General features: G+C 41.8%; 14 protein-coding genes. All 14 read right to left on the reverse strand.

Annotated elements, in window-relative coordinates:
- Nucleotides 1–924: a ketopantoate reductase family protein gene (locus QSH61_RS18545; RefSeq protein WP_206473560.1), complete on the reverse strand. Its 924-nt coding sequence runs from the start codon at nt 922–924 to the stop codon at nt 1–3.
- A gap of 6 nt (nt 925–930) precedes the next feature.
- Nucleotides 931–1,275, reverse strand: coding sequence for a pentapeptide repeat-containing protein (locus QSH61_RS18550; protein WP_010607000.1), 345 nt, complete (start codon nt 1,273–1,275; stop codon nt 931–933).
- A 26-nt stretch (nt 1,276–1,301) separates the two neighbouring features.
- On the reverse strand, nt 1,302–2,537 hold the full coding sequence (locus tag QSH61_RS18555) for an ATP-grasp domain-containing protein (RefSeq protein ID WP_227386661.1): 1,236 nt from the start codon (nt 2,535–2,537) through the stop codon (nt 1,302–1,304).
- Between the two features lie 17 nt (nt 2,538–2,554).
- Nucleotides 2,555–3,166: an amine oxidase gene (locus tag QSH61_RS18560; protein ID WP_206473562.1), complete on the reverse strand. Its 612-nt coding sequence runs from the start codon at nt 3,164–3,166 to the stop codon at nt 2,555–2,557.
- Complete coding sequence (locus QSH61_RS18565; RefSeq protein ID WP_174170153.1) at nt 3,156–3,524, reverse strand: ApeI family dehydratase; 369 nt, start codon at nt 3,522–3,524, stop codon at nt 3,156–3,158. Before QSH61_RS18565 ends, QSH61_RS18560 begins: the two co-directional genes overlap by 11 nt.
- A 13-nt stretch (nt 3,525–3,537) precedes the next feature.
- Nucleotides 3,538–3,909: a hypothetical protein gene (locus tag QSH61_RS18570; RefSeq protein ID WP_010607004.1), complete on the reverse strand. Its 372-nt coding sequence runs from the start codon at nt 3,907–3,909 to the stop codon at nt 3,538–3,540.
- Nucleotides 3,910–3,912: 3 nt separating this feature from the next.
- The gene (locus QSH61_RS18575; protein WP_206473564.1) at nt 3,913–5,151 is read right to left on the reverse strand and encodes an AMP-binding protein; all 1,239 of its coding nucleotides are present in this window, start codon (nt 5,149–5,151) and stop codon (nt 3,913–3,915) included.
- A 9-nt stretch (nt 5,152–5,160) separates the two neighbouring features.
- On the reverse strand, nt 5,161–6,594 hold the full coding sequence (locus QSH61_RS18580) for an AMP-binding protein (RefSeq protein ID WP_206473565.1): 1,434 nt from the start codon (nt 6,592–6,594) through the stop codon (nt 5,161–5,163).
- Between the two features lie 20 nt (nt 6,595–6,614).
- Nucleotides 6,615–7,904: a beta-ketoacyl-[acyl-carrier-protein] synthase family protein gene (locus tag QSH61_RS18585; protein WP_039841423.1), complete on the reverse strand. Its 1,290-nt coding sequence runs from the start codon at nt 7,902–7,904 to the stop codon at nt 6,615–6,617.
- A gap of 9 nt (nt 7,905–7,913) precedes the next feature.
- A complete protein-coding gene (locus tag QSH61_RS18590; RefSeq protein WP_174170150.1) occupies nt 7,914–9,011 on the reverse strand; it encodes a beta-ketoacyl synthase in 1,098 nt (365 codons plus the stop codon).
- 12 nt (nt 9,012–9,023) lie between these two features.
- Nucleotides 9,024–9,389, reverse strand: a complete 366-nt coding sequence (locus tag QSH61_RS18595) for an acyl carrier protein (protein WP_010607009.1) — start codon at nt 9,387–9,389, stop codon at nt 9,024–9,026.
- Nucleotides 9,390–9,436: 47 nt separating this feature from the next.
- A complete protein-coding gene (locus tag QSH61_RS18600; protein ID WP_010607010.1) occupies nt 9,437–10,153 on the reverse strand; it encodes an SDR family NAD(P)-dependent oxidoreductase in 717 nt (238 codons plus the stop codon).
- 33 nt (nt 10,154–10,186) lie between these two features.
- On the reverse strand, nt 10,187–10,492 hold the full coding sequence (locus tag QSH61_RS18605) for a hypothetical protein (RefSeq protein ID WP_174170149.1): 306 nt from the start codon (nt 10,490–10,492) through the stop codon (nt 10,187–10,189).
- Between the two features lie 1,100 nt (nt 10,493–11,592).
- Nucleotides 11,593–12,387 carry a class II aldolase/adducin family protein gene (locus QSH61_RS18610; RefSeq protein ID WP_010607012.1) on the reverse strand — a complete coding sequence of 265 codons (795 nt, stop codon included), beginning with the start codon at nt 12,385–12,387 and terminating at the stop codon, nt 11,593–11,595.
- Between the last annotated feature and the right edge of the window lie 48 nt (nt 12,388–12,435).

The following is a 12,435-nucleotide window of genomic DNA, read 5'->3' on the forward strand; positions in this document are numbered from 1 at the left end:
CTAACATTCCTTCAATTTGTTCTGGTACACTTGTAAGTGGCTGTACACCGCTTGCATAAAAGGTATAGAAATTGATTTTTTCTCTGCAAAATCACACAATTCAGCGATCAGATTTAACTCAATGGTAGAGTGATTTTGAATATCTTTAAGCATTGATGCCGATAACGGAGAGTTTGCCTGAGCAAATGCATCTCTCGTCATCTTGTTTGCCCTTGGACGAACTGCATAACCATACGCTTTAGCTACTTGCTGACACTCTTCTAAAATTTGCATTGCTACAGACTGACCATTTCGAGTTTGCAAAATCTCACCAACAGTGCCTCTCAATAAACAGGTCACTCCAGCTAGTGCGTTTATAAAGACAAACTTTTCCCACATCTCTAGCTTAATATGCTTACTCACTCGTAAATTAAAGTGAGCGGTCTTTAGCTGAGCAATTATTACATCTAACCTGTCACTAAGTTCACTACCGTCAGCGACACCCAGTGTCATCTCATGGATGGAGTTATAATGTTGAATGTAACCATCTACATGCCGTGCAGCGCTGATATTACAATAACCATATAACAACTTGGCATCTGGAAAAGCAGCTTGTATTTTTGCATAGTGACCAAAGCCATTAAGCATAGGCAATATAAACGTAGATACGTTAATCGCCGCTGCGCAATGTTGTAAACACTGCTCTAGATCGTAAGATTTACAAGTAAGTAAAACCAGATCATAACTTTGATTGAGCTCATCAGCAGTTACCACGTTAACTGGCGTGTTAACATCTCCTCTGGCGCTTTTTAGGTGTAACCCACCACTGCGTAACTTAGCCGCAGTATTAGCACGAGTAAGGAAAGTAACCTCGGTGCCAGCTTCTACCAGCCTAGCACCGAAGTAACCACCTATCCCACCACAACCTACGATGAGAACATTCATGATTGTTTACGCAGCAGAGTTTTGCTTTTGATATGCTTGCAACAATTTGAAGACTTCAATACCCTCAATTGTCATACCTTCATAGTTACAGCTTGAAATTTTCAAGTTGTGTAAGTTGCTGCGGGTCAGAGTAGTATTAAATAAGTTAATTGATACCATATTTGCTTCTTGACAAGAGACGCCGTCAAATTCAGATTTATCAAACTTCACCTTTTCAAGTTTCGACTCACTGAAGTTCACTTGATTAAGCGTAGATTCTGACGCATCCACTTCCTCGAGAGAGCTTTCTTGCATATTTACGTTAAGAAGCTCCATAGTGTGCTCACAGTTACTTAAGTTGATAGTGTTCATGGTTTTTTCCTTATTTCTGTTGATTCTTAAATAGTGGTAAATGATAAATTTTGTTGGTACTTCTGCTGAATATCGCGCCACATTCCGTGGAATGACTCAGTATTCTCAGAGTCAAAAATAAACAGGCTTAAGAAGTCAGTGCAATGAGTCGAAGCCGCTTTAAAAGCGCCTGGCTTTACAAAAGATTGCTTGAGCTTGATTCGAGAGTCGGTCATTGCACCCAATGGCAAACACTCTTTAACAAATCCCGAAATATTCGAGCGAATTCCTATCAATCCAGATACAGCTGGATTATGTTCATTAATCGAAGGCAAAACCTCCGTGCAGCCCGCTTCGATAGCCAAAACAGCCTCGGCATAATTCACACCGTATTGCAACTCAATCATCCAGACGATACCTCCACCACCTGGTCGTAGACCGATTTCACAGAAAGTGAGTTCGCCGTTAGGCGACACAAAGCATTCCAGATGCGTAATGCCATTTTTGATTTCAAACGCTCTATTTACTTCATCAGAGAATGCAATCAGCCTTTGTTTTAGCTCGGTATCTTCTTCAATTACACTGATAAATGGAGTGCCCGCCGTAAAGTCAATGTTGCTCATACCTGGTAAATAAGCAGCAGGGGCTGTTAATTTTGTTTCACCATTCACTATCATGGCGTTGATATGGTATAGCTGCCCCTCAATAAACTCTTCCGCCTCAAAGTGTCCTAGATGCTGTTGGTTTTTTTCAATCCATACCTCCAGCTCTTGTGGTATAGAAACAAATATAACCTCTTTGCTACCAAAACCATCTTTAGGCTTTATCACCAACTTACCGAATGTAGATAGCATGGTTCTTATTTGCTCAATGTCAGTGCAGCAAGCAAATTGCGGATACTTCACGGTGGTATTTTTCAAGCGTTGCTTCATCGTGACTTTGTCTCTAAACCAAAGACCTTGCTCATGCTGCAGCCCTTCAATTCCCAGTAGCTCACGCAGCTCAGCTGCTAGGCCAACATTAGACTCATCCAAGGTTGCTACCGCGGTGAATTGATACTCTTTATGTAGTGCAACGACCTGCTCTTTAAGCTTTTCTTCTTCAGACCAACGAACAACTTCTACTTTAAATTTGTCCGTTAGCTTTGGATAAGTTTTAGCGTTACCTCGGTCCGCAAGAATCACCCCCTGGCAAGGCAGATTGTCGAATATGGTAGAGCCATCTAGCTTTAGAAAGCTTTCATACTCACCGCGAGCCAGCATTAATACTTGTTTGTTCATCATTTTATTCTCTCTACTTTTTATGCGACTGATTGCGCCGATGCTTTCATTTTTGCCTGTTGTTGCGCTTCTGCTTCCATTTTAGCTCGCATTGCCATCGCCTTTTCTCGTACACGAATTGGGTAAAGATCACTAAAAACGATAGCGGATGTCAGCACTAAGTAGGTTGTGATTAGCGATGCCCACGGATAGTAAACTTCAAACATCATCACTACGCCATTCAATGCAAAGCTAGCGGCCCAGAACAGTGACACATGCTGGTTTGTTTTCAAGAAGATTGGATGCCCCCAGAATTCTTGTGGCGTGACAAGCTTTGAGTGCGTTAACGTAAATGGTTTGTTCACCATTACGGTCACTAATGCCGTAATGGCAAAAACGCCGTAACAGATTTGCGCGCCATACTGAAGTGCCCAGTAAGACCAACCAAAAATACCATTAGCAAACAAAATCAAAAACAATAGTGATGAAACCCAAGATAAAGGGTTGCCTGCTTTGAGATAATGACGGCCAAAATAAGTGTGGAGAACGAAAAATACGATCCACGCAACATTGATAAGCTCCATCGTGCCAAACCGTAGTACCAAACTGAATACGACCCATGGACCAACCCCTAAAAGAATCTTACGCAGCATATTCCACCTCCGAATCAGTGATTAAAGAAATAATCCCTTTGTTGTAAGCTTTACCTGTACTATCCGAAATGGTGAACATGTAAGTCGCACCTGACTTATTTTTCAGCTCACAACGATAGTTTGGTGCTGGCAACATTGGGCTTAAAAATTTAGCGTTATTTATCAAAAGTTTACACCCTTCTTTTTTGAGCTTTTTAGCTAACTGTGTATAGACCATTTCCATGATTAAGGATGCTGGCACAACTGGAAAACCAGGAAAATGCTCTGCAAAGAGGTAGTGATTTGCATCTAAAATAAACTCAAACACAAAGTCAGATTGCCAACGGATGTTAGTAAACAACATTTGATTGTTATGCATAATTTTATCCTCGCTAAATTTTGGCCACTGTGATTTGGGACTCTGCAACCACGGGTTTGTCTGGTGCCTCATAAACAGATATTTTGACTCGTGCGGATGGCCCAAACGGTGCAGCTTCACAACTAAATTGGTAGTCCTGCAAAACAAACTCACCAAGCTGCTGAAATTGGTTAATGTTTACTGGTAAAACGCGAATTTCACGGCTACTGGCACCTTCAATCACCTTTTTTCCCACTCTGACTGCTGCTTGATGGATACCTTCCAGTGCTAAAAACAATGGATCCACAGCCAAAGTTCCGCAATAGTTACTGAGTACTAATCGACCCTGAGCCACCCCATTTTCAACTTGTTCAATCCGGCAAATATCTAGAAATTGACTATTCATGGCTTACGCTCTCGCATCTAATATCTGTCTGTGCTTATTGCGCCCTGTCAGACTTGCCGTTTCAGGTTTATCAAAACGAACGTTAACCACTCCGGTACGCTTATCGATTGCTTCTTTTATTTCTTCATAACCCAGCAAAGCATATTCGATTTTCTGGCATTGCTGAGCATCTAACTGGTCATGTAATACTCGAATCGTCAGCAGATCCTGACCCGCGTTATTAGTATCTAATAACACCTCAATTATTATATCCGGCTCACAAATAGTGCTTGCTGCAATACTTCGTAGCGTCTTGACATCAACTAGATTACCGACAAAATTGAAACTCGTATCAGAGCGGTCAATACCCGCCATAATGACCTGTTCTCCTCGAGCTGTAAGCGATACTGCATCCCCGGTATCAAAACGCAAGAAAGGTACAGGTGTCTCCTCATTCAGACAGGTAACAAGTAGCCGTCCTGCTTGATTGATTTCTAGGAAGTAAGCATGTTGTCTGACTTTGTAACGCTCATCACCTTCTTCTATTGCCATAAATCCACATTCTGATAAGCCATAAAAGCCGATAATGCGCACTCCAGGGAAGACCTCTCTTAGTACTTTGGCTTTTGCCTCTCCTAATCGCTCTCCAGTGTATAGAATGCGTTCAATGCTCAATTGCACACCCGTTTCTTTAACAGCATGAGCAACTTGGATAAGCGTCCCTGGCGTACCGGTAAGAACATTGACTTTATATTGCTTCATGAACTTTAACTGTGACTCAGTTTGGTCAGGGCTCAATATACCAAGCGGCAAAATTGATGCGTAACACGCTTCTATAATGCGATTAAATCCGTGGTGCAAAATTGAATACATACCTACCATGAAGAGGTTTGCTGCAACATCCCCTGGCCCCATGACTCCTGCCATTCGAAGTTCTGTGATCAGTTGAATATCCTCTTCACTTGGTCTTGAGCCTGGCGTACTGGTTTTCTCTACGACTAATTTGCTTTGACCTGATGTCCCGCTAGAACCACCGATGATCAAAGGTGCATCTTTGTGATTTTCAAAAGCCTTTTCTGAAAGCTCTATGTATTTTTCCTTTCCCATTTCTGGCACATTAGCCACGAATGACTCATAGTCCGAGATGCGTGGGACTTTTTCATCAGGTAAGTTCATCGCCCAATATTTTTTTACAATTGCTTGGATACGCTTTCTATCAAAAGCGGTATGTTGCAATTCTACTGCTTTAGTTACGTCGTTCATTTAAATAACCTATTGATTAATAATCATATTTTCCAAATTACTTTGGCGTAACTCAGAAAGATCTAATTTGCCATTTTCCGTTCTCGGCAACTTAGGAACTAGCGCGACTTTTGAGCGCTTTCCTCTGAGCGTGCTAGCCAGCAATGAGCTCAACTCAATGCGCAGCGCGTCATCAATACAAGAAGATTCAATATAGGTGCACAGTTCGCCTTTTTTATTTGTGATATACCCGACACCAGAAACTTGCTTATAGTTAAGTATTTGATTCGTAACCGATGTCAAAGGCACAAGCTCGCCATTCACTTTAATGGTGTGGCTACTTCGTGTTATCCAATGCCACCGCCCTGCGCTATCTTGTGTAAACAAATCGCCACTGTCCGAAAAGATATCCGTCGACTGCATAGAGCCATCATCCTGCAAATACCCCAGCATTTTGAAAGGCGTCTTATAAAAAAGATTTCCGATACCTGTAACAGGACTTTTGTTTACTAACTTGACCTCTATTGCCGCGTCAACGGGATAACCCACAGACACAGTGTTGTTATGACAAACGGCGGCTAAATTAGGAAATTGCGTTAACTCCAGCGCGAAAATTCTAGGTGCGGATTCTGTTTGCCCAAGGTTATTCCAAAACTCTGTTGCCCAGGGCATTACTTCTTCAGCTTGCGACTGTAAGAGGCGGTCTGAAGCATTCAGTATGATCAGCCGCTCTGGCGAAAAGCCCTGCTTCCAAACCTGACTCAGCTCTTGGCTCCACTCCCCTAAAATTGGCAATACCGTCACAGGGTTATTTTTAACGTAACTGGCAACCAAAGACGGACTGACAAATTCGCCATATTCGATAACGCTATTGCTATGTAGTGCACAGAGGGAAGTCGAAAGCCCATACATGTATTGCATTGGAAAAACACAATAAGAAATATCATCTTCTCTAAGGTGCAAGTATTCACTTACAATCTTCGCGTTGTTGATCAAACTACTTTCACAATGCACAACTCGTTTTGCTTTACCCGTAGAGCCAGAGGTGCAAAAAATAAATCGTGCTTTTTGTATTGTTGGATTCAGCGCCCCCCCCACCAGTTTTGGCGTTGTAAAGTTTAAAGATAAGGATTCAGTACCTTCGGGTAGCGCTGGAGTTTTTCGACCCAGTGGCGTAATAATGGTGCCCAACTTTCTGTTGTCGAATCCATTAAGTAGCTTATTCAAGCTGCGCGGAGAAACCACTGCACAGGTTAAGCCTAAATACGAACCGACAAAGTATGATAACAACGCCTGAACAGGGCTAAATACGCAAAAAACATGTAACTTTTCCCTGTCTAACTCACCCAAAGGACCCATGCCTACGGTTGCTAGTAGATTAGATACGTACTCAGCATCTACCTTTTCATTTTTATATCGAGCGACCCAACTTGCCGTTGGATGTAAAAAGTCAATGAAGCGCATTGCCTAAATCTCCACTGTTACTAGACAGAAGGGTTCTGTAATACCATTGATGCAGCCAGTCCGCCCATGCCGAAAGAGTTCTTCAGCACGTTAATGATTGGCTGATGTATGGTTTCTTTTACTATCGACACTTTAATCGTAGGGTCTTGCTGCTCAAGGTTGGCAACTGCTGGAATAAAGCCATCGCGGAATGATGCCATCACACCTAACACCTCCATTGCACCAGCTGATGCAATTAAATGCCCATGCAAGGACTTAGTGGAGGTCACTGGTGGCACTTTTCCTTCGCCAAAAATCCCCTCTAACACCTGAGTTTCATGGTAATCGTTTAATTTGGTTGACGTTCCATGAGCATTGATGAAGCTGAAAGAGTCAAGTGGCAACTGTGACTCAGCAAGAGCACGCTCCATACATAGCTGCATTTCTCGGCCTTCTGTGTGCGGCGCAACAACGTGCTGTGAAGCTAAGCTTGCCCCATAACCCTTTAGACGGCAGTACTTAGTACCTTCTCTCGACTCAATTGCATCTTCCCGCTCTAAGATAAATAGAATTGAACCTTCTGCTGGCATAAAACCTGAGCGTCTGACATCAAATGGGCGACAACGCGCAGCCCCTTCTAGCAGAGGATCTGTACACACAGCACCTACAGCTTCTAACTGGGCGAGGTTAAACGGGGTGACTTTCGCGGAAACACCACCAACGATCATCGCATCAGCTTTTCCATCTAAGATTGCTTGCCGAGCCATCCCCAACGCTTGTAATGAGGCAGAACAAAGTCCCACATGACAACGCGTGTAACCACTAAATGGTATGTGCTTGTGAATCACTTTAAGTACTGAAGTAACATCGAGGTCCATCATCTCTGAAATTCGATAAAATTCAGTGCCTTCAGGGATATATTCGTCACGCTTTTTACTCTTTTCTGGACCTAGTTTTTCTGTAAAGTGTGTTGTGCGTTCTGGATCAACACCAGGTTCATCAACGCCTATGACACAACCAATACGATCTGGGCTGTACTTCTCTAATGGGTTAAATTCTGAAGCTAGCTGCTTAACGGCCTTTTCTGCATAGATTAACTCTCCTGGACGATTTGACTGACCAGGCTTTTTTGGCCAGTGAATTGTCTCGTTACCATATTCTGGTAATCCAGCCCACTTTGTTTTAAACGTCGAAGTATCAAACTTTTTAACTTCACGGATCCCCGTTATTCCGTTTTGTAAACTATGGCTAATCTCATCCAGTGTCTGGCCAAGCGGGGTTATGGCGCCATATGCGCTGATACAAACGTTATCCTGCTGACTCATTTTCATACCCTTTCTTTATGATACTTTTATGTTTTTTAGTTTTTTGATGACAATTAAACCAATCCCAACACTAAAGCCAGCACCGTTAATTAATACAGTTGCACCTTCAGGGATACTCTCATCAACCAGAACAGCTGAAAGATCCAAAATGTTGTTAGCCTTGCTGGTGTAACCAAAAACCGACTTATAATTTTTTTGGGTTACTTCAGGGAAAGTATCACCAATTGCAGCAAGTTCGTTTTCATTGTTGGTTTTTACGCCGTTGCAATAAGTCACAATTACATCCACATTCAACCCTTTAACTTTCACAGACTTCATCAAGGCATGCCAAGCTTTGGGGCTAGGGAAAGGAGATGGACTGTAGCGACTTTCTACTGCCAAAACCTCCGCATATGCATCTGTTTGGTCGTTACTTAGATACAGGGTTGCCGCACCAAAAGAAGGTTCAATTTCACTTTCTTTTTCGTCTTTACTCAGCAAACCTAGTTTGTCAAACACCAGTAGAGTATCGAAGTTACGCATACTTCCAGCTCCCACGACCACACCTTGAGCCTGTCTGTCGTGCTTGATATCTGAGAACGCATCCTCCAGTGCTTGCAGTCCCGATAGCGACATCCCGCGTATCGGGTAACCACCTCCTCGTAGCTTCAATCGCTTCGATGCGTGATACAACGGGTTGGTTGATAAAAAGCGCATCATATTGATTGGGTTACTCATTTTGCTAAGCTCGCCAAGATTTTTTAGCGCGCCTTCTACTCCACCATGCTTCTCGATAATCTTATACAACGCAGCAAAGTTGTACTCAGACACGCCATCTGTACCCGCATAGAGTGGGGTTTGCTCAGCATCGTTAAGCTTGTCCTGCGAGGTGTACTCGAGCAAGTCACCAATCGAGTTTAAAATTAGCGTCGACAGGTCGTTTAGTATTGAGCGGTCTTCACGCGCGATGACAGCAACTTCACCTTTAGATAGCTTTCTATTCAATGGCTTATAGATATTTCTCTCTGCACTTTCGACGCGCTCCTGGCCGCGGTTTACTATCGCGTCCAGAGCTGCTAACTGGTCAAAATGTTCAGTTTGAATACCTGCTGCTTTTACATAAACTGCAGACATAAAATCACCTCATTAAAGTGCATTAATGCGATGCTGAATGAAGTTAACACTGAATAAGTTGTACAAAGACTCAGGTGATGGATTGCCACCTTCTACTTCGGTGAAACCAGCGAATACCTTGTTTAGTTCCTCACGGCCTTGTTCAGTCCATTGGCCACCTTGGTAGTATTCTGGGTTATCCATCATGGTGTTGATTGGCCATAATTCGTCTGGATCAAATTCCTTTCCAGATTCGCCTTTTAATTCAAAAGCGAAGTCAACGTAATCAAGAGAAGACATTGAATAATCGCCAAACAATGAACGATCAAATTCAATTTCACTGACGTCATCTAGATAAAGAATGTTTGCTGCGATTGTTGCGATTTCTGTTTGGTTCATTTTTGTATCCTTAATAATATTATTGATTTAATTGTTAATATTTATTTTTAGAGAACAGGTGCGCCATTGGTTAGTGGCAAAGTCACCCCCGTGGTTTTGATGTTTCCAGTTACAAATGCCAATACAGCATTTGCTACATCATCAACTTCTAAAATTTCTCTTAGTGGTAAGGTTCTGATAACTTCTCGCTCTTTACCGTTTGCGAACTGAGTAAACATCGGCGTGTTCACAAAGGCTGGTGCAATATTGATGGTTCTTACTTTGAATCTTGCTACTTCTACAGATAGTGATGCAGTGAAACGCTCAAGTGCCGTCTTCGCGCTACCATATGCGCCATTACCTGTTTTTGGAGTCTTTGCCGCTACAGAGCTGATATTCACAATATGGCCGCTGCGCTTTTCCATCATCACTTCTGCCGCTTTTGCTGCAATAGTTGCTGGAGATAGAAAGTTCACTGTGTGTACCTTGGTCAAGTTTTCATTGATATCACCAAAGGACAGAGAGTCATTGGTGATGCCCGCGACGTTAACGAGTACATTCGGGCCGATGTCTTGCTTCATCGTGCAGATGAATTCTGTGACCGCAGCGCTATCGGCAAGATTTAACCTACAGTATTTAATTAACTCAGAATTGAACTCAGCAACTAGCTTTGCCTTGTCTTCATTACTGTTGTAAGTAAAAAGAACTTCATATCCGTTTTCCGCCAACTTATTAATGATCCCCTGTCCAATCGCAGATGTTCCACCAATGACTAGTGCTTTCATTGTTTTTTCCTTAGCTTTGATTATTTATCGTTATTAGTTATTACGATTATTGAGAATTCGGTTTAAGTCGTAGTTGTTGCCAACGCTATCTTCCACTGATGTAGCTGGTCTTATCTTGCATCTTGGATGAGGATTACATGATTCTTGAGTTTCATATTTTGAGAGGTCTTCTTGAAGCTGTGCTTTATATTCCATGGCCATATTTTGCTCACGAAGTTGCTCGTTCAAGATTTGCTCTTTAGTTAATGATGTTTGGTTTGCTTGAGGAGCCAACGACATTACTGTTGCGCTGATAAGAAGTGTGCTCTTTAATCTGGTAGTTACTTTCGTGAAAAACATAGCCCATGCATCCTTATTTAAAATTTGTAATTCATAAATTTTGTTGAACAAGGTGAGTTAATATTTTCCCGCCTCGCTGTCGATGGAGCCATTTTTGATAACTTGAGCACAAAAGTCTTTTGGGAAAGCTTTCATAAATCTTCCAATTTAATTAAGCATCAAAAACAATAAGTTATAAATATTCACTCAGAAATTCAGCAGGTTCTTATTGGGTATTTTGAGTTACACGGTATGATTTCTAGCTCAATACCATCACTTTGACTTTGTAAGTAAAGGTAACCATGTGAAATTGATGGAAGGAGAGCACTTTTATGAGCTGCTTTCAGAGATCGAAATAATTTTACAGCCATCAAAAACAAGTAATTTCTGACATCCTTAGATCTGTACAAACCCATTTCAGATATTCATGGTGGTTTTTGAATTTCCAATGAAATAGAAGCTAACTTTTATCTCTACTAATCTTCACAACTTACGTTTAATAAGATCAGTTAAGCTGTTGTTACAGAGCAAATACTGAAAGTACCATGCTATGTAACAACAGCCATTACGAAACCAACCTGAAGTTTAGATAAAGAATGAGCTAACTCATGTTTTGAAATACACCTTAAATAATCCCTAGCCTAGATCTAGCTAGAGTGTTTTAGGGATAACAAAACGAATTTACGCATCAATAGTGTGATATAAAGAAAGTGAACTCAACGCTGTTAGCGCCAATACTTGACGCTAACGATGCTAAAAGCTCTTGATTTAGAACAGCTAAGTAACGAAATTTTTGCCTTGCATGAAAAGATGTAGATACCTTATGCAATAGCTGTGATATCGCTAAAATTTCCTCACCGAAAAATAGACCACATAGCTAAGCTGATTAGTGTGCAAATTAGAATTTTTAAGCAACAAATGATTCAAAACTGCGAAACGTTGTAGCCAACGATAAGCTATTTTTTACCATAAAAGTGTTTGGGGTAATACCAAGCTGCTATCAAAAGTGTAAACCATAAAGTCAATCGACGAATTCCCCTATCTGCAACGGATTTGATGCTCTCATCCCTGGTTGGGCACCACAAAACATGCAATCAAAACGAGAGAAACCAATTATTGGCCTATCTCAATAAGTCGGCTTGCTCTTTAACTATGTGCTCATAAAGTGAAAGGAAGTTAAACCAACCAGTACGCTCACGCCCTATGTGTTTATGAGTTTCTTTCGCCACATGGTCTGGAATTAACTTAGGTTTTCCTATCGCTTCAACTAACAGCTGAGTTTGGCAAGCACGCTCCATTGCTATATACCACCAACACGCTGACTCGACACTTCGCCCAACAGTCAGCAAGCCATGGTTTTGCAAGATTATGGCTTTATTTCGCCCCAAAGCCTGTACAATTAATTCCCCCTCCGATTTATCAAGAACTACTCCTCCAAACTGCTTTAAGAGACTATGGTCATTGAAAAATGCACATGCGTCTTGAGTAGTTGGTAGTAATTCCCTTCCGAGGCAAGAAAAAGCTTTACCGTAAGTAGAGTGGGCATGAGCAGCAGCGATGACATCCTTGCGTGCTTGATGTATATGCGCGTGAATCGTAAACGCCGCGCCATTGAGTAATCCTTCCCCTTCCACAACTTTGCCTTGATGATTCACCAGTAACAAATCAGAAACCTGAATTTGATTAAAACTTTTTCCTAACGGGTTTACCCAGAAGTGATCAAGGTATTTCGGATCACGAACGGTAATGTGTCCCGCAACTCCCTCATCGAACCCATATTTACCAAATAAGCGAAATGCCCCCGCCAGTTTTTCCTTTCTGTCAGTTCTAATACTCTCAACGGAGGTATCATGCTTGAACGACGCGACTTTTTCAGTTGAGTTCATAACTAAAGCGTTATCACTAATTACCTTCATATATACTCCATTTCTTCTGCGTGTGTACACCTAACTTTGAGTTTGGCG

This window comes from Pseudoalteromonas sp. JC3 (genome assembly GCF_030291895.1).
Taxonomy (GTDB): Bacteria; Pseudomonadota; Gammaproteobacteria; order Enterobacterales; family Alteromonadaceae; genus Pseudoalteromonas.